An 18187-nucleotide genomic window follows, 5' to 3' on the forward strand; every position below is an offset into this window, starting at 1 on the left:
TGCGATCCCCTGCTGCGTCATGCGCAGGGGATTTGCCTTGGTTGCAAACCGGACGTGCCAAGCCTAAAGATTGTTGTAACACCTCCTGCCGAAGGACTGCCCGCTTGGCCGACAAGCTCTCCACGCCGCTGCTCGACACCGTACATGTTCCGGCCGATCTCAGGGCTATGCCGCGCGAAAATCTGCGCCAGCTGGCAGATGAACTGCGCTCGGAAATGATTGATGCCGTCTCCGTCACTGGGGGCCATCTCGGCGCCGGGCTAGGCGTAGTGGAGCTCACAGTGGCACTCCACGCCGTGTTCGATACGCCTCGTGACCGCATTATCTGGGATGTTGGCCATCAGGCCTATCCCCACAAGATCCTGACCGGGCGGCGCGACCGCATGCGCACCCTGCGTCAGAAAAACGGCCTCTCCGGTTTTACCCGCCGCGCTGAAAGCGAATACGACCCTTTCGGAGCCGGTCACTCCTCGACTTCGATCTCGGCAGGCCTTGGCATGGCGGTCGCCAGTGACATGATGGAAACACCACGTCACGTGGTCGCGATTATCGGCGACGGTGCCATGTCTGCCGGCATGGCTTATGAGGCCATGAACAATGCCGGCGCTATGGACGCCCGGCTGATCGTCATTCTAAACGACAACGACATGTCCATTGCGCCCCCAACTGGTGCCATGAGCGCCTATCTGGCGCGGCTGGTATCGAGCCCTGCATTCCGCGGCGCACGCGAAAAGGCCAAGTCGGTGGTCAGCAAGCTGCCGCAATTCCTTCATGAGCCGGCCCGGCGCACCGAGGAATTCGCGCGTTCATTCTTTACCGGCGGTACGCTATTCGAGGAACTGGGCTTCTACTATGTTGGCCCGATCGACGGCCATAACCTCGATCACCTCCTGCCTGTGCTCGACAATGTGCGCGACGCAACCGAAGGCCCGATTCTGGTCCATGTCGTAACCAAGAAAGGCAAGGGCTACGGCCCGGCCGAAGACGCCGCCGATAAATACCACGGCGTTTCCAAGTTTAACGTCATCACCGGTGCGCAAGCGAAGGCTGTTTCAAACGCTCCGTCCTACACCAATGTGTTCGCCGAAACGCTGATCCAGGAAGCCGATGACGATCCGCGTATTGTCGCGATCAATGCCGCCATGCCAGCAGGCACCGGCCTCGACAAGTTTGGTGAAGTGCACCCCACCCGTGTGTTCGACGTCGGCATAGCCGAACAGCACGCTGTTACCTTTGCAGCTGGCCTTGCCAGCGAAGGCATGCGCCCGTTCTGTGCCATTTATTCGACTTTCCTGCAGCGCGCCTATGATCAGGTCGTGCATGACGTGGCGATCCAGCACCTGCCAGTGCGCTTCGCCATCGATCGCGCCGGCTTTGTTGGCGCCGACGGCCCAACCCACGCCGGCAATTACGACGCCGCCTATCTTGGCGCCCTGCCCGGCATGGTGCTGATGGCTGCGGCGGATGAGGCCGAGCTGCGCCACATGGTTGCAACCGCTGCTGCCTATGACGACGGTCCGATCGCTTTCCGCTACCCGCGCGGCGAAGGTATGGGCGTCGAAATGCCGGCTCGGGGCGAAAAGCTTGCCATCGGCAAGGGACGAATCGTGCGCCAGGGCGCAACCATAGCCATTCTCAGCTACGGCACGCGGCTGGGCGAAGTTCTAGCCGCTGCAGACAAGCTGGCAGCGCTGGGTCTTAACCCCACGGTCGCCGACGCGCGCTTCCTCAAGCCGCTCGACGAAGAACTGATCGCGCGCCTTGCCCAGACGCATGACGTGCTCCTGAGCACCGAAGAAGGCTCCATTGGCGGCTTTGGCAGCCACGTCGCAACCTTCCTCGCCAGCAATGGCCTGCTCGACGGCAAGCTGCGCTTCCGCCCGCTGATGATCCCTGACCGCTTCGATGAGCACGCCACCCAGGCCGACATGTATGCCGCTGCCGGGCTTGATCGTGCCGGCATCGTCACCGCGGCGCTGACCACCCTCGGTTATGACCAAGCCGCCATGGCCGCCGCCCTGGGCCAGATCAGCTAATGCAGACGGTCATAGTCGTCGCCTCATCTCTGGGACCCTGGGCTCCCAAGTAGACCTCATCCTGAGCCTGTCGAAGGACGAGGTCGTGGCACAAAGCCTTCACTCGCCCGACCTCGTGGTGCGTCAACCATAAGGTCCAGGAGTCTTTCGCCAAGCCAGACGCGCTTCAGCTCCAGTAAACAGGCGCTAGCGCGTCCCTTAACTGTCACTTCCATAAGCCAAATTGCCACGAAACTCAGAGGTCATACTCACCCCTTACTTCCAGGTGAACGCCCGGGTCACCGCATAGTTGAACACCGAGCTCATGATCGCCCCAGACAGGCCCGCGATCATCGTATGGTGGTCAAACTGGTAGATTGCGTTCGCAACCGAGATGTTGGCGATCCCGCCCAGCGCACAGATCGCAAAAAAGCTCAAAAGGCCTTTGACCAGGCCAAAGCCGCGCAGCTTGCGATCGGCATAGGTCAGATTGTTGTTGAGCACAAAATTCCAGGTCATCGCGATCAGGGTTGCGGCCACCTGGGAAAGAAGGAAGCCCTGCCCGAATGTGGAACTGAACAGGCCAAGCACTGCCAGATGAACAACCACGCCTGTGCCACCCACCAGCCCGAACAGCAAAAAGCTCGGCGGCAACATGCCATTGGTTAGCTTGGAAACCCAAAGACCCAGATACTGGATCACGATCAGCGGGTTCATTTTGCTGGTGCCCGCATGGCGTGGACGGAACGTATAGGGCACTTCGGCTATGGTGAGCGGCTTGCCCATGCGCTGCGATGTCACGATCAAATCGATCAGGATCTTGAATCCGTCGCTTGCCAGCTTGGGCGCGGCCGCTAGTGCAGCCTCCCGGCGGATCAGGAAAAACCCGCTCATGGGATCGCTCACGGCTTGTCCTGCAATCATCCCGGCCATTCTCGTTGCAAACTGGCTGCCTGAGAGCCGCGTTTCGCTCAGCCCCTCGCCAGCCGATCCGCCTTCGATGAATCGCGAACCCACAACCAGGTCCGCGCCGTCCATCGCCTTGCGCAACATCTCGGGCAGGATGGCCTCGTCATGCTGCAAATCAGCATCGATCACCGCCACATAGGCCGCTGCCGTCACAGCCATGCCCTCAACACAGGCCGATGCAAGGCCGCGCCGGCCAAAGCGCCGCAGGCAACGAATATTGCTGTAAACCAGCGACAGCTCGTGCACCACTTCGGCCGTACCGTCAGGGCTGTTATCGTCAACGACGATCATCTCCCAAGGCGTGCTCCCGAGCGCCACCGCAACTTTCTCATAGAGAAGCTCGATATTGTCCCGCTCATTGTAGCTAGGAACAATGACGGCCAGTTGCGGTGGCTGAAATTGAACGTCCGGAAGAACCGAGACGGGGGAAGATAAACGCTTCTCGTTAGCCGTCGACATCAGAAGGTACTTGGCTCCAGCGCTCAAGCGCTACATAGGGTGCAAGGAATAAAGCACCTTATTGCTTCTCATGTGCTTGCGATGATGCAATACCAGCCCTGCGCCTGCCGCAATTCGTATAAACCCAGTTCTGTGTCAATCAGGCTGCCAGTGTGGCGGTGCGGAGACAATTCTTGGACGCGACCCTTCTTCAGCAAAAGGATCGGCTGACATCCTTTGTCCTGCTGCTTCCACTTGGTTTTCTGCTGCTTGGCACAGCCATTCGCTTTCTGGCGTTTCGCTATCAAGTCCCCGACGAGCCCTTCATTCGCTATTTCGATGAGCTCTGCCGGTGGGACTGCGACTGGTATGTGCTGATGGCGGAAGGCGGCTACCACCAATTCCCTACCCCCAATCGCAGCAACGCCGCTAATTGGGCGTTCTTTCCCCTCTATCCCATGCTGGTAGGCATCATCGCCAAGCTCATCCCCCTGCCCACTGTGGTCGTGGGGAGCCTGGTGTCCTTATGCGTCGCCTATGCCGCTACGGTCCTTGCCTGGCCTTTATTGGGTCGGGATCGCAAAGCTTATGCGCTCTATGCAACCTTTATCCTGAGCGGGCCTGTTTCATTTTACTTCACCACATTTTTCACTGAAGTGATGTTCGTGCTGCTCACCACCATGGTGTTTCGAACACTGGGCAACAAGGACTATCTCGCCGCTTCTGGCTTTGCTGCCCTTCTTTCGGCCACCCGCATTGTCGGTGTATTCGTCGCCATATCAATCGGCATGCAGGCACTGGTTGATTACCGGCGAACTCACGGAACCTGGCGCGGTGTCGTTTGGGGTATTCTGAGCCAGCACAAGCTGGTGCTGGCCATCTTCGTCGCGCCCCTGGGACTTTTTGTTTACATGGCCTTTCTCAACTATTGGGTCGGCGATGGCCTCGCCTTTAGCCATGTCCAGCGCGCCTGGGGACGTCAGTTCGACAATCCCGCTATTTACCTCTGGCGCGGCCTCACCAATTTCCCATCAGAAGGCTTTCGCCTCTCGCCCTCGCAAATCCTCGCCCTTTCTGCCTGCGCTGGCTTGGCGCTCACCGGTGTCCTGGCATGGCGCCGGCAATGGGCAGCCGCGATTCTTGCGCTGCTCGCCATCATTGTTCCACTTATGGCGGGCCTGGCCTCCATGCTCCGCTTCATGACCGGCATGGCCCCACTCACCATTACCCTGATGACGCTGCTCGCCCGATACAATTGGCTCTTCATCCTCTCCATGCTCGTTATGCTGGTAGGTGCCTGGTTCACGACGCTGGCTTGGCTGGGAGGCAACATTGCCCTTGTCTAGTCGATCCAAGGTAGTGGCTATCTATGCCCTGGCCGCGCTGCTTGCCGCAGCCGAACTCGTTGTCTTTTGGCAGGCGCTCCACCCCAACGTGTCAGACAATTATCGCGCCTACTACATTACTCGCAGCACCACCTGCCTGCCTCAGCCGGTCACCGCAGACTACGCCCTCGGCGAAACCGTGGATTTCACCTCCGCTGGCGACAGGGACGCTGCCCGCGAGCTTTTGCCATGCGGCTGGGAAAGCCCCAATGATGATGGCCGGCAATCCTTGGGGGAAACTTCGCGCATGCGCTTCGCCGTCGGGCCGCAACAGGATCTCGAGCTCGAGCTAGTCCTCAAGGGCATCAACCTCAACGACGCAGGCAATCGAGACATCAGGCTCTTTGCCGGAGAGGAGCCGATCGGCCAAGCCCTGTTGGGTCCTGAAGCTACCGAGACCTTCCGCTTCAGCGTTCCCGCGAGCGCCATCAAGGATGGCTATCTCGATCTGCGGCTCGATTTCCCCAATGCCATCGAAACCTCGCCCGGCATCCACAACACCTATTGGCGATCGGTCAAGCTGATCTCGGCGCGGCTATCACCCGCCTAAACGGGCTCGCTGGCCTTGTCGCGGGTGCGCCATTGCCCTTCTTGCCACTCGCGCACCGTAACGGTGATCCGCTCGGGATTGATGTCGATGAGATTGTAGGCGTTTGCCTCGCCACGTAAGCGCGTCGAGATTGCCGATGAGGCCTGCGCCACAAGGATCGGTGCGACCACCGATTTACTCACCCCAATAGGCTGGCCTTCGCGCGCCGCATCAAGGCTCTCATGCTTGCGCACATAGCTAAGGTGGAAATGCCCGGAGAGCACAAGGCGCACGCCCAATTGCGCAAAGGTCGCCAGCGCCTCGTCAGCCCGCTTCACACGCTTGGTCTTTTGCATCATCGGCTGGGTTGGAAACAGCAAGGGGTGATGTGCAACGATGACGCGCACCGCGTCTGGTGAGGCCCGGGCGAAGCGTTCGTCCAAATCCTCAAGCTGCCCGCGGGAGATCGTGCCATGGCCCCAATTCCATTCCAGCCGGGCCCGGCGAGACGTGCGCATGCCCACCAGCACAACGCCATCCATCTCCAGATAAGGCTCGAGATCCCTCGCGATATACTTCCGATAGAGCCCATAAGGATTAAGGAACCGCCGGAAGATGTTGATCGCCGGCACGTCGTGATTGCCCGGAACGGCAAAAACAGGCGCGGTCAGCATATCGAGAAAGGCACGTGCTTGCTGGAATTCTTCTTCCGTACCGACCTGGGTGAAATCACCACTGGCAACAATAAGGTCAGGGTTCAGCGAATTGATATCGGCGGCAAAGCCCTCGGCCAAGATCGGGTCATGATGGCCAAAGTGCAAATCAGAAATATGCACGATCTTCACGCTACCTGCTCTCCTTCCAGAACTTCTGCGCCCTCCGGTGGCACCAGCACGTTCAGCGCCAACGGTCGGATCTTGAACTCTAGCGGCGTCTGCAAGCTCATCACCTCGCCATCGAACATGACGTTCATCAGCGATTTGTGCGCATTAATGGTCACGGACTTGACCGTCTCCATGGTGAGCGCCTCGTCGCTTTGCCAATTGCCAAACAGCATGCCGGTGGTCAGTCGAAAGAAATCACGGACTGTAAAATGCTTGAGCACATAAAGCGTCAGGGTACCACGATCGAGGCTTTGCCGGGAAAAGAACTGCCCCAGCCCCTCGTCATAGGCGTTGCTGGCAACCGCCAGAGCCTGCACGCGCTCGACCCGACGAGTGCCGGTATCGGTCTCGATTGCCACGGCCATGCGCTTGGCTCTTGAAATGCGCCGGAACATATAGCGCATGAATCCAATCTTGGCCGAGACATCATAGCGCCCACGAATTTTTTCGCGTCCAGCGGCAAGGCTGGGGATCAGCCCAACCACCACCTTATGGAGAAAAATGCGGCCATTGACCTCGCCCACATCGATGCGCCGGGCTTCTCCGGTTTGCAGAGCCGCAACTGCATCCGTTAGATCCAGCGGCACATGGAGGTCCTTGGCCAAGGCATTGACCGTTCCCAAGGGCAGGATCGCAAGCTTGCGATCGGTGCCGACAAGGGCGGACGCAAGGGCAGTGATGGTGCCATCGCCGCCTGCAGCCACAATGGTTTCAGCGCCACTCGCCAGCGCCCGCTCCGTGCGCGCCGCCATGCCTGCTTCGGTATCGGCATCAACAATGGCACTCATGCCATGGGCGGCAAATATCTGCTCCAGCGCCTCGGGCGTGATGCCGGTTGCATTTGCGGTTCCCGCATTGGCATTTAAGATCACATAATATGGCGCTTGCGTCATGCTCGTCGCATCCTGATGACTACCCCCTGGGAGAGGGAACGTGCGCTGAGGTGAGACGTTGCGTTCCAAGCAAGAGAATGACTTCGATGTTTGATCGCCTTCTGGCCAATAAGCACTACCAGCGCGTCCAGCACTTCGTCTCAGCCGAGATCTGGCTCCTCGCCGCCATTGCAGCAGCAAGCGGTCTTCTGCTGGCCTTTTTGAGCCTTGCAGATGAAGTGGTCGAAGGCGAAACCGAGGCCTTCGACAATTCCATCCTGATGCTGTTTCGCGATCCCAACAATGTTGATCAGGTGGTCGGGCCTGATTGGGTGCACGAAATGGTCCGCGACATCACGGCATTGGGCAGCTTTTCTCTGCTTGGCCTCGCCGTGGTTGGCGTCTGCGCCTATCTGGTGATGGTGCGCCTGAAATCGGCAGCTTTACTGCTCATCGTGTCCGTGATTGGCGGAACGCTTCTGAGCACCTTCCTCAAGATGGGGTATAACCGCCCCCGACCGGACCTTACGGCCATGTCCCAGCAATTCACCGCCAGCTTCCCCAGCGGCCACGCCATGCTGTCGGCCGTGACGTTCCTGACGATCGGCGCGGTGCTGGCGCGGCTGGCGCCCTACCGCAACCTCAAGATCTTTGCCATTGCGGGCGCCGTGTTCCTGACCCTGATAGTGGGCTTTAGCCGCCTTTACATGGGCGTGCATTACCCCAGCGATATCTTAGCGGGCTGGTGCTTGGGCGCTGCCTGGGCCATGCTGTGCAGCGCCATTGCCTTCAAGCTGCAGCGTACAGGCGCCGTTGAGACGCCGGCGCAGCAGCCCGACTAGCGTCCTTAGGACATGCCGATCGCTTGCATATAAAGGTCCAGGATCGCCTCCTGCTCGGCACGCTCGTTGGCGTCCTGCTTGCGAATACGCACGATCTGCCGCAACACCTTGGTGTCGTACCCGCGACCCTTCGCTTCAGCAAAAATTTCCTTGATATCTGCGGAAATCGCCGCCTTTTCTTCTTCCATGCGCTCGATGCGTTCAATGAACTGCCGCAGCTCGTCCGCAGCGACGTTGTCACCAGTAATCTCAGCCATAAGCTTCTCCGCCTGTGAGCTGATGCATGCTCACGGCACTGCATAAGCTCAGCAATGGTTTATAATCGGTGTGGAACGCAGCCCCGGCATATAGGGGGGACCGCTCAGCGATCCGTCTCGTTCTTGATCAAGCGCTGCTTGAACAGCACTCACGCCCTCGGTTCAACCCCTTTGTGGGCCTATACACACGCACATGGGCCGGTGCGGCGCCAATTCCCTCGAATCGCCCCTTTTCCCATTGACCTATGCGTCACCATCGGTTCAAACAGGGCACGTTTTCTTGACCTTTTTTGGCACAGTTTTGCTTCCATCCCGGCTCGGCCTCCTCCTGATCGGCGCAATCGGCGCAAGCCTGGCGTTTTCTGCCACCCCGGCGAAAGCGGATCTGCGCGTCTGCAACGAGACGGCGAACATGGTTTCTGTTTCGATGGGCTATCGCGCCGAGCGGGGCTGGATGAGCGAAGGCTGGTGGCAGGCTCCTCCGGGCGACTGCCGTGTCCTTTACCAGGGCGATCTGCAGCGTCGTTTTTATTACATCTACGCAGTGGATGATATCAGCGGCGGAGCCTGGGAAGGTTCGGTTTTCATGTGCACGCGCGATGAAACCTTCACCATATTCGGGGTTGAGGATTGCCTCGCGCGCGGCTATGAGCGCACCGGTTTCTTTGAAATTGATACCCAGAACCGTACCGACTGGACTTTGCAGCTGACCGAGGACAATGCCGGCGCTGCCATCGTCGGCCCGGAAGCTGGCGAAGATCTTGAAGATCCCACATTCCTTGTCGACCCCGACGAAGCATCACCCGATGCGCCGCAGGACGACATAACGACCGATGGAACGGACACGCAATGAGACGCTTGAGACGCGCTAAGATCCTCGCGACTTTGGGGCCAGCCAGCCACGAAGAAGAAATGATCGAGGAGCTGGCCAAGGCTGGTGCTGATGTGTTCCGCATCAACATGAGCCATGCGAGCCACGAGCTTCTGCACCAGACCGTTGCGCGGATCCGGGCCGTTGAAAAGCGCCTCAACCACCCCTTGGGCATCCTGGTCGACCTTCAGGGTCCCAAGCTGCGCGTCTGGAAGTTCGCTGGTGGCTCGGTCAACCTCGTTGCGGGCCAGAAATTCACGCTCGACAGCCAAAAGGACGACAACGGCAATACCGAGCGCGTTTATCTGCCCCACCCCGAAATCATCGAAAGCGTCTCAGTCGGCGATCGCCTCCTGCTCGACGACGGCAAGCTTGCGCTCAAGGCTACCAAAGTCGGCAATGGCGCGATCGAAACCGAAGTGATCTATGGCGGCAAGCTAAGCGACAAGAAGGGCGTTTCTCTGCCCGACACGCTCCTGCCCACCGGCGCCCTCACCGAAAAAGACCATGCGGACCTGCTCGAAGGTCTCAAGGCCGAAGCTGACTGGATCGCCCTCTCCTTTGTGCAGCGCCCCGAAGACATCATCGATGTCCGCAAGATCGTGCAGGGCCGCGCTGGCGTCATGGCTAAAATCGAAAAGCCCCAGGCCATCGAGCGGCTTGAGGAAATCGTCAAGCTCTCCGACGCCATCATGGTGGCGCGCGGTGATCTGGGCGTTGAACTGCCGCTTGAAACCGTTCCTGGGCTGCAGAAGCGCATGATCCGTATGTGCCGCCGCTACGGCAAGCCGGTAGTGGTCGCGACGCAGATGCTGGAATCCATGATCACGGCGCCGGTCCCGACCCGCGCTGAGGTTTCCGACGTGTCCATCGCCGTCTTTGAAGGCGCTGACGCTATCATGCTTTCGGCTGAATCGGCTTCCGGCCAGTACCCGATTGAAGCGGTTTCCACCATGAACAAGGTGGCCGTGGCGGTTGAAGGCGATGCCAATTACCGCAACATCATCCGCGCCGCCCAGACCGAACCCGAAGCAACGGCCGCCGACGCCATCTCGGCCGCTACCCGCCAAGTCGCTGAAACGCTCGACCTTGCCGCTATCGTCACCTATACGGCGTCTGGCTCTACGGGCATCCGCGCCGCGCGTGAACGGCCAAGCAAGCCCATCATTGTTCTTTCGCCCAATATGCGCACCATTCGTCGCATGTCGGTCGTCTGGGGCGTTCATTGCGTCCAGACCGAAGACGCCGTGTCGCTGGAAGACATGGTCGATCGCGCCTGCGTCATCGCCTATCAGGAAGGCTTCGCCCGGCCTGGTGACCGCGTCGCCATCACCGCCGGCATTCCCCTGGGCACCCCTGGCGCTACCAACATGCTGCGCATCGCGTTCGTTCGGCAGGACGGCGCCGGATCCAGCTAAGCCGCTCAACAGCGAAACAAACAAAGGCCCGCCAAGTGCGGGCCTTTTCTATGGTGCATGAGAACAGCGCCGCACTGGGCAACGCCATTTGATCAGCCGATGTAGATTTCGAGGTCGATCACGGGCCGTTCACCCTTCCGGATGCGAGTGGCGCTGCCATGGAGCTTGGCAAGACCGCTGTCCAACAAGGGAGCAACGAGCTTCCCGGTCGTGCCCGGGAGATAGCCAAGATGACGTTCTCCGGCGAGAACTGCCACAGCATGGGCTGGTTCGAACCGACGTTGCGGGTCTCGACGGAGCGTCAGGGGTGTACCAGGCATGAGATCTGCCATCGCGTTCGCGTCGATCGAGGTCACGTAGCTGTCCATCAACTTGCGCGAACTGCCTCCTGCGGGAGACGAATTTGCCGCAGCAGACAAGGGCACTGTTGCCAGAGCCCCTACCCCTCCTGCAACAAAAGCGCGACGGTACATGATAGCCTCCTAGAGCTGTTCGGCTTGCGCACCCGTTCCGGGTCGTGCGAGGCCCAGATTGGGTTCTTCGCCAAGGGGTTCCATGTTGCGCGTTTCGAACGTTCCGTTCCCGTCGATTGATTCCCCTTCCGACCAGCGTCCCGGCGCCGGTTCGCTCCCGTCCTGCTTGAAGCCGAGATAGGAATAGCTGAACTCGCGTTTTTCTTCGTCCTGAGGATGGCTGTTGGGGATCGGGAACACTTCCGTTGCCCCGCCAAGCTCCTCAAGAGCCGCAAGCCATTGGTTCTGGTGCATGGTATCGCGAGCGATCAGGAACTGCAGCATGTCCTTCATTCCCGGATCGTCGGTCATGTTGTACAAGCGCACAGCCAGAACGCGGCCTGTGGACTCGGCTGCGATATTGGAGGTCATGTCGGCCGCGATATTGCCGCTGGCATAGATATGGGACATGTCGAATGGCACGCCGTCCGAGTCGACCGGCATGGCCGAAAGCCCCGATGACAAGATGTTCTTGAGGTTCACGCCGCCCAGAACAGAGCCGGCGATCGGATCATCTGCCACTCGCTCCTGATCGCCAACCGGCGCGCCCTCAAGGTTTAGGGCAACCGCGGTAGCTAGCATTTCGATGTGCCCGAGCTCTTCGGTCGCCGTGTTCAGCAAAAGGTCGCGGAACTTGGGATTGCCACGGGCACCCATGGCTTGAAAGAAATATTGCATGCAGACGCGAATTTCGCCTTCAACGCCGCCAATTGCCTGCTGGAGAGCACGCGCAAAAACAGGATCGGGGCGTTCAACTCGTACGGGATACTGCAGCTTACCGTCTGTGTAGAACATGGGGACGACTCCTTGGTTGTCCCGTCCGCAATACCTGCGCTCCGGCTCGGTTGCCGGGCAGTCACAAGTTAATAGACCTTAACCTCGGCTCTACGCTGCGGATGCCCACCCCGCCGGAGCTCAATAGCGCCATAGCGCAGTTGGCGAAACTCACCTGCACCACCTGTCGTGAATAGCATGCCAGACAAAACAAAGCCCGCTTGCGCGGGCTCTGTCATTCTACTCTGTCGCGGAACGCTTAGCCCTGACGGGCCTTGAAGCGCTTGTCCACCTTGTTGATGATGTACACCCGGCCGCGACGGCGGACGAGCTTGTTCGCGCGGTGGCGAGTCATCAGCGCCTTCAGCGAGTTGCGGATCTTCATCGGTATATCCTCGGGTCAAATAAAAGGGGCGCCAAGGCGCCCGAAACTTGTGCGTCTTCATAGGGAAATTGCGCGGGGCTGTCAACGCGGCAGAACGGCCAATTTTACCCTTTTCCCTGAGTAACCCGCACGTCACCTGATCTTGTTCCCCCTAAGTCGCCCTCATGCTCAGCACAAGGAGCCACAAGGGCGTCGCACCATCCAGCCGCTATACTCCGAGCACCGCTTCCTCAGGCACTTCGATCTCGCGCCAGCGATGGCAAGCCACCAGCCTGTTATCCTCGATCGTCTCGAGCGGCGGGCGGTGTTCAGCGCAATAGGGCTTGGCAAAGCGGCAGCGCGTGCGGAACGTGCAGCCCGAAGGCGGGTTGATCGGCGATGGGATTTCGCCCTTGAGCGCGTCGATATTTCGCTGTCGCGCCAGTCGAGGATCGGGGATCGGCACCGCCGTCAGCAGCGCCCGTGTGTAGGGATGGCGCGGCCCATCATAGATCTCGTCGCCCGTCGCCAGCTCCACGATCCGCCCCAAATACAGCACCAGGATGCGGTCCGAAACGTGCCGCACGACGCTCAGATTATGTGAGATAAAGATCAGCGTCAGCCCGAACTCATCTTTGAGTTCGCTCAGGAGATTAAGGATTTGCGCTTGGATCGAAACGTCCAGCGCCGATACCGGCTCATCGCAAACGATCAGCTTGGGCTCGGTGATCAGCGCCCGGGCGATTCCGATACGCTGCGCCTGCCCGCCCGAAAACTCGTGCGGATAGCGGTTGATCATTTCAGGGAGCAAGCCCACCGCTTCCATGATCTTGAGCACGCGCCCGCGCCGCTGCTCCTTGTTGAGCTCGGGCCGCAATGTGCGCAGCGGATCGGCAATGATCTCGCCCACCGTCATGCGTGGATTGAGTGAAGCCAGCGGATCCTGGAAAATGATCTGCAAATCCGCGCGGCGCTTGCGCATTTCTTCGGCCGGCAGCTTGGTCAGATCCTGCCCCAGCCACAGCACCTGCCCTTCATCGGGGCTCAACAGCTGCAGGATGCAACGACCAAGCGTGGACTTCCCACACCCGCTCTCGCCCACAATGCCCAGCGTCTCGCCCTTGCGAATAGAGAAATTGATGTTCTCCAAAGCCGTCAGCGTCAGCGGTCGGCTGAACAGCCCCCCTGCCACCGAGAAGGTTTTCCTGAGATCGCGGATCTCAAGCAGATTGATCGGGGTCTGGTCCATCAGGCGACCTTTCCATAGGCCATGGGCCCTTCGTAATGGCAGGCTTTCTCCCGCCCGTTTTCCGTTGGCGCCAGAGGCGGCCGCTCCACAAGGCACCGATCAAACGCAAAGGCACAGCGCGGGTTGAACGAGCACCCTTTGGGCAGGTTCTCAAGGCTTGGCGGCAGGCCTTGGATCGGGTCGAGCCGTTCGGCGCGCTTTGCGATATGGGGCGTCGAATGCAAGAGCCCGAGTGTGTAAGGGTGGTGCGGATCGTAGAACAAATCGTCCGTCGTGCCCTTTTCCACAGCACGCCCGCCATACATCACCATCATCCGGTCGGCGACGCCGGCTACGACCCCCAGATCATGGGTGATCAGAACCAGCGCCGTGCCGAAATCCTCGGTTAGGGACTTGAATAGATCAAGCATTTGCGCCTGCACGGTCACATCCAGCGCCGTGGTCGGCTCGTCCGCGATCAGGATCTTTGGCTGGCAAAGAAGCGCCATCGCGATCATCACGCGCTGCCGCATGCCGCCCGAAAGCTCGTGCGGATAGGCATTGGCGCGCTTGGCCGGTTCAGGGATGCCCACCCGCTCCAGCATTTCGGTTGCAGCTTGAACGGCCTTGTCCCGCTCAAATCCCCGGTGTTTGACCAGCACTTCGCCCAGCTGCGTCTTGATCTTGAGCGTGGGATTAAGGCTCGTCATCGGGTCCTGGAAGATCATGGCAATGTCCTTGCCACGATGCTTGTCCAACTGGTTGGGCTCCATGCCGATGAGGTTGATGTCCTCCATCATGGCGCGCCCACCGGCTCGCCCGTTTTTGGCCAGCAGCCCCATGATGGCGAGAAAGGCCTGGCTCTTGCCCGAACCCGACTCCCCCACCACGGCAAGTGTTTCACCTTGTGCCAGGGAAAAGTTCATCTCCCGCACGGCATGCACTTCGCTGTTGTGCAATGCAAAGGTGACGGACATGTCTTCCACGTGAAGAACTTGTTTCATCAATCAACGATCCTTGGGGTCGAGAGCATCGCGCAGGCCGTCGCCGATATAGGTGAGGCACAGCAGCAGCGTCACCAGCACCACGGCGGGCCCGATCAGCATCCACGGCAGTGTCTCTGCCACTGGTGAACCGAATGAGATCAGCGTGCCCAAAGATGTCTGCGGTTCCTGCACCCCCAGGCCCAGATAGGAAAGAAAACTCTCCGTGAGGATGATCTCGGGCACGGTCAGCGTCGCGTAGATCACCACGGGCCCGGTCAGATTGGGAACGATATGGCGCATGATGATGGTCCAGGGCTTGGCGCCGCCCGCCTTGGCCGCTTCCACGAACTCGCGTTCCTTGATCGACAGCGTCTGCCCGCGCACGATGCGCGCCATGGTCAGCCATTCCAGGCACCCGATGCCCACGAACAGCAGTACCGGATTGCGCCCGAAGATCACGACGAGGATGATCACGAACAAGATATAGGGCAGCGCATACATGATATCGACAAAGCGCATCATCACCGCATCGACCTTGCCGCCGAAATAACCGGCCACAGCTCCGTAGATTACCCCGATGAACACCGAAACGAGCGTAGCCACCCCGGCCACGATCAGGCTCATCTGCGTGCCCTGCATGATGCGAGCCAGCATGTCACGGCCGTTCTGGTCGGTGCCGGCAAAGTGCCCGGCCTCGAAGTCGGGGCCCTGGCGGATATTGTTCCAGTCGATCTTGTCATAGGTCCAGGGCAGCAGATACGGCCCGACAAATGCAAAAAGGATAATGAACCCGACCACGAAAACCGACAGCACAGCGGCCTTGTTGCGGACCAGGCGCCGCACGGCGTCCTGTGTCAGCGAACGGCCCTTGGGCGCATCCAGCGTTTCGAGCCTGTTGGCGTATTCGGTGAGGACGGCGTCCTTGCCAGTGATCCCGGCCATCAGCTGTACCTCACCTTGGGATCGAGCCAGGCATAGATGACGTCGACCAGAAGGTTCACCGCCAGGATGATAAACATGTACAAAATCGTTGTTCCCAGCACGAGGCCGTAGTCGCGGTTCAGCGCGGCGCTGATGAAATACTTCCCGATCCCGGGCAGAGCGAATACCTGCTCCACAACAAGCGAACCCGTCAGCAGGTAGGACAGCCCCGGACCCAGATAGCTCACCACGGGTAACAAGGCCGGCTTGATGGCATGCCTTGCCAGGATCAGGCGCTGGCCCAAGCCCTTGGATTTGGCGGTGCGCACATAATTGGTGCCCAGCACCTCGATCATCGACCCACGCATCAACCGAGCCGTTCGCCCCGCATGGGGCAGCACCAGCACCGTGATCGGCAACACCAGATGCGCCAGCGATCCGTTCTGCCAACCGCCAGCCGGGAACCAGTCCAGATACACCCCGAACACCAATTGCATGATGGCGGCCATCAAAAAGTTGGGCACCACAAGCCCGATCATCACCAGGAAGACCAGCACATAGTCTGGCCACTTGTTCTGGTTGACCGCGGAAAGCGCACCGGCAACAAGCCCCACGATCGTGCCGATGATGAAGGCCGAAAAGCCCAGCATCAGGGTAAAGGGCAAGCCGATCCACAGCATCTGGGCGACGGTGAAGTCGTTATAGACCATTGATGGTCCAAAATCGCCCTGCAGCAGCCGGCCCACATAGATGAAATATTGCTGGATCAAGGGCAGGTCGAGATTGTAGTGCGCGCGCAGATTGGCGAGGGTTGTCGGCGGCAGCGCGCGTTCACCATCAAAGGGACCGCCGGGCGCCAGCCGCAGAATGAAAAAACAGGCAGTAACGGCAATCAGCGCTATCGGGATCGCCGACAGCACGCGCCGCGTCACATATCCAACCATGGACGAGGACCTTTCACATTCACCTGCGCGGCTGTTTTTGCGGGCCGATGAACAAAAATGCGGCGCCGCCCCTCCCAAGGGGCGACGCCGCGGATTGAGTTGAAGCCTACTCGGACTTGCTCAGCCAGCGCGTGCGGTGGATATCCGACGCGTTGTTGACGAAGCCGGTGACCTTTGGCGACACCACGTTCTGGGCGATGTACCAGTAGATCGGGAAGGCGGCGGTTTCATCCATGGCGATCTTTTCAGCCTGCCCGAGCAGCTTGGCGCGTGCGGCCAGATCCTGTTCGGTGCTGGCCTGATCCATCAGGGAGTCGAACTCTTCGTTCGAATATCGGCCGTAATTGTTGCCCCAGTTCATGGTGCCTTCCTGCCTGATGCCGGTGCGCAGCAGGTCAAGCGTGTTGGAAGGGTCCGAATAATCGAGCAGCCAGCCGGCGCGACCGACCTCGAAGTCACCGGCACGCAGCGCATCATAGTGCACGGCGGTTTCGGAGTTGAACAACTCGGTCTTGACGCCGATCTGCTCCCACATGGACGCAATAGCGACGGCAACACGCTGATGGTTGTCGTTGGTGTTGTACTTCAGTTGCAGAGAAAGCGGGCTGGACGAGGTATAGCCCAGGCCTTCCATGATCGACTTGGCTTCCGCCACGCGCTCTTCATAGGAGAGGCCGATCCATTCGGGCTGGTAGGGCTCGACGCCTTCATAATTGGCCGTGCCTTCAGGCACCCAGCCATAGGCCGGCAGTTCGCCCGTGCCGAGCACGCCTGGCCCGATCACGTCGCGATTGATGGCCATGGACAATGCCTTGCGCACATCGGGATTGTTGAAGGGCTCTTTTTCCTGGTTGATCACATAATAATAGATGCCCAGGAACGGAGCGAAATAGTCCTGACCCGGCAGATTGGTCTTGATCCACTCAGCCTGGTCGGCGGGAATATCGACAAGGATATCGTATTCACCGGCACGATAGCGCGACAGGGCTGCCGCCAGATCGTCCTGCACGAAATAGTTCACTTCGTCGATCTGAACGTTCTCGGCGTCCCAATAAGTCTCGGACTTGACCGACTTGATGTAGCTGCCCGGCACCCACTCGGTGGGGGTGTAAGGGCCGTTGGAGACGATGTTCTCGACCTGGGTCCAGTTATTGCCGACCTTCTCGATCACGTGCTTTGGCACGGGATAGGCGGTGTAGTGGGTCAGCGCCTGCAGGAAGAAGGGGGTTGGGCCTTCGAGGGTAATCTCGACCGTCCTGTCATCGAGCGCCTTGACGCCCAGCTCGTTGAAATCGGTGATGGTGCCATCCGAAATTTCCGAGCCATTCTTGATCGGGAACTGCAGATAGGCGTAGTCCGAAGCTGTCTTGGGATCAAACAGGCGCTGGAAGGCGAAAACGAAGTCTTCCGCCGTTACCGGCTCACCATCGGACCACTGGATACCATCACGCAGCTTGAAGGTATAAACCAGGCCATCATCGGAGATGGTGTAGCTTTCCGCTTGCCCGGGAATGGCTTCGGCATTGGCATCTTCGGTCATCAGGCCTTCGATGTAGTCGCCGATGATGCGGTTTTCCCAGTCGCCAGAAGCCTGGTGCGGGTCGATCGAGCCGGGTTCCGAGCCGTTCATCATGTTGAGCGTAACGGCCGAAGCCGCTGTGCTCATCAGCAGCGCCATGGCGCCGGCGGTCGCTACCGCGGTCAACGTTTGCGTGAATTTCATGCTCGTCCCATCTCCTTATGGAAATCCTGAAGTCGTCTTGTCCCCGCAATCATCCCGTTGCGGTGCTTGATCCCCTTACAGCCCGCGGCTCTGCGGCAGCCATACAAGATCGATGGACGGTATTACGGCTTTCCGTCCACTGACAAGCAAAACATTGACCTAAACGTCAACGTGAGCGCGGATTCGAGTGCATGGGGAGGCTGCGAAGCCAAGTAGACCTCATGTTAAGCCTGTCGAACCACGAGGTCGTGGCAC

Annotated in this window: 18 protein-coding genes; 6 read left to right on the forward strand and 12 right to left on the reverse strand. The window is 59.6% G+C overall.

Annotated elements, in window-relative coordinates; all coding sequences use genetic code 11:
* Positions 1-104: 104 nt before the first annotated feature.
* Positions 105-2036: a 1-deoxy-D-xylulose-5-phosphate synthase gene (gene dxs / locus DDE77_RS13255; protein ID WP_281261306.1), complete on the forward strand. Its 1932-nt coding sequence runs from the start codon at positions 105-107 to the stop codon at positions 2034-2036.
* 255 nt (positions 2037-2291) lie between these two features.
* Here dxs and DDE77_RS13260 read toward each other — a convergent pair whose 3' ends face one another.
* Positions 2292-3443: a glycosyltransferase family 2 protein gene (locus DDE77_RS13260; protein ID WP_108397954.1), complete on the reverse strand. Its 1152-nt coding sequence runs from the start codon at positions 3441-3443 to the stop codon at positions 2292-2294.
* Positions 3444-3616: 173 nt separating this feature from the next.
* Here DDE77_RS13260 and DDE77_RS13265 point away from each other — a divergent pair, with 173 nt between their 5' ends.
* Positions 3617-4768, forward strand: coding sequence for a hypothetical protein (locus DDE77_RS13265; RefSeq protein ID WP_108397955.1), 1152 nt, complete (start codon positions 3617-3619; stop codon positions 4766-4768).
* Complete coding sequence (locus DDE77_RS13270) at positions 4761-5357, forward strand: hypothetical protein (RefSeq protein WP_157959824.1); 597 nt, start codon at positions 4761-4763, stop codon at positions 5355-5357. Before DDE77_RS13265 ends, DDE77_RS13270 begins: the two co-directional genes overlap by 8 nt.
* On the opposite strand, the gene DDE77_RS13275 is transcribed toward DDE77_RS13270, so the two are convergent.
* Positions 5354-6181 (reverse strand): metallophosphoesterase family protein, encoded by an 828-nt coding sequence (locus DDE77_RS13275; RefSeq protein WP_108397957.1) that lies wholly within the window; start codon positions 6179-6181, stop codon positions 5354-5356. The genes DDE77_RS13270 and DDE77_RS13275 overlap by 4 nt on opposite strands.
* A complete protein-coding gene (locus DDE77_RS13280; RefSeq protein ID WP_108397958.1) occupies positions 6178-7113 on the reverse strand; it encodes a diacylglycerol/lipid kinase family protein in 936 nt (311 codons plus the stop codon). The genes DDE77_RS13275 and DDE77_RS13280 overlap by 4 nt, the downstream gene beginning before the upstream one ends.
* 86 nt (positions 7114-7199) lie before the next feature.
* Between DDE77_RS13280 and DDE77_RS13285 the strand changes: the two genes are divergently transcribed.
* Positions 7200-7934, forward strand: coding sequence for a phosphatase PAP2 family protein (locus tag DDE77_RS13285; RefSeq protein WP_108397959.1), 735 nt, complete (start codon positions 7200-7202; stop codon positions 7932-7934).
* Between the two features lie 5 nt (positions 7935-7939).
* Here DDE77_RS13285 and DDE77_RS13290 read toward each other — a convergent pair whose 3' ends face one another.
* The gene (locus DDE77_RS13290; RefSeq protein ID WP_108397960.1) at positions 7940-8191 is read right to left on the reverse strand and encodes a DUF2312 domain-containing protein; all 252 of its coding nucleotides are present in this window, start codon (positions 8189-8191) and stop codon (positions 7940-7942) included.
* Positions 8192-8471: 280 nt separating this feature from the next.
* Here DDE77_RS13290 and DDE77_RS19925 point away from each other — a divergent pair, with 280 nt between their 5' ends.
* Both DDE77_RS19925 and pyk read left to right on the forward strand, forming a co-directional pair.
* Positions 8472-9044: a DUF1036 domain-containing protein gene (locus tag DDE77_RS19925; protein WP_342748572.1), complete on the forward strand. Its 573-nt coding sequence runs from the start codon at positions 8472-8474 to the stop codon at positions 9042-9044.
* Entirely contained in the window at positions 9041-10480 is a 1440-nt protein-coding gene (pyk, locus tag DDE77_RS13300; RefSeq protein WP_108397962.1) for a pyruvate kinase, read from the forward strand. The genes DDE77_RS19925 and pyk overlap by 4 nt, the downstream gene beginning before the upstream one ends.
* Before the next feature lie 92 nt (positions 10481-10572).
* Here the strand turns inward: pyk and DDE77_RS13305 are convergent, their stop codons facing one another.
* The 8 genes from DDE77_RS13305 to DDE77_RS13340 form a co-directional block, all read right to left on the reverse strand.
* Positions 10573-10953 (reverse strand): HIRAN domain-containing protein, encoded by a 381-nt coding sequence (locus tag DDE77_RS13305; protein WP_108397963.1) that lies wholly within the window; start codon positions 10951-10953, stop codon positions 10573-10575.
* A gap of 9 nt (positions 10954-10962) precedes the next feature.
* The gene (locus DDE77_RS13310; protein ID WP_108397964.1) at positions 10963-11787 is read right to left on the reverse strand and encodes a manganese catalase family protein; all 825 of its coding nucleotides are present in this window, start codon (positions 11785-11787) and stop codon (positions 10963-10965) included.
* A gap of 238 nt (positions 11788-12025) precedes the next feature.
* A complete protein-coding gene (gene ykgO, locus DDE77_RS13315) occupies positions 12026-12151 on the reverse strand; it encodes a type B 50S ribosomal protein L36 (RefSeq protein ID WP_046105532.1) in 126 nt (41 codons plus the stop codon).
* A gap of 208 nt (positions 12152-12359) precedes the next feature.
* On the reverse strand, positions 12360-13379 hold the full coding sequence (locus DDE77_RS13320; RefSeq protein ID WP_108397965.1) for an ABC transporter ATP-binding protein: 1020 nt from the start codon (positions 13377-13379) through the stop codon (positions 12360-12362).
* Positions 13379-14362 carry an ABC transporter ATP-binding protein gene (locus DDE77_RS13325; protein WP_108397966.1) on the reverse strand — a complete coding sequence of 328 codons (984 nt, stop codon included), beginning with the start codon at positions 14360-14362 and terminating at the stop codon, positions 13379-13381. The genes DDE77_RS13320 and DDE77_RS13325 overlap by 1 nt, the downstream gene beginning before the upstream one ends.
* A gap of 3 nt (positions 14363-14365) precedes the next feature.
* On the reverse strand, positions 14366-15286 hold the full coding sequence (locus tag DDE77_RS13330) for an ABC transporter permease (protein ID WP_108397967.1): 921 nt from the start codon (positions 15284-15286) through the stop codon (positions 14366-14368).
* Entirely contained in the window at positions 15286-16209 is a 924-nt protein-coding gene (locus DDE77_RS13335) for an ABC transporter permease (RefSeq protein WP_108397968.1), read from the reverse strand. The genes DDE77_RS13330 and DDE77_RS13335 overlap by 1 nt, the downstream gene beginning before the upstream one ends.
* Positions 16210-16315: 106 nt before the next feature.
* Positions 16316-17932, reverse strand: a complete 1617-nt coding sequence (locus tag DDE77_RS13340; protein ID WP_108397969.1) for a peptide ABC transporter substrate-binding protein — start codon at positions 17930-17932, stop codon at positions 16316-16318.
* Positions 17933-18187: the final 255 nt, after the last annotated feature.

Origin of the sequence: Devosia submarina (assembly GCF_003056345.1) — a bacterium.
Classification (GTDB): domain Bacteria; phylum Pseudomonadota; class Alphaproteobacteria; order Rhizobiales; family Devosiaceae; genus Devosia; species Devosia submarina.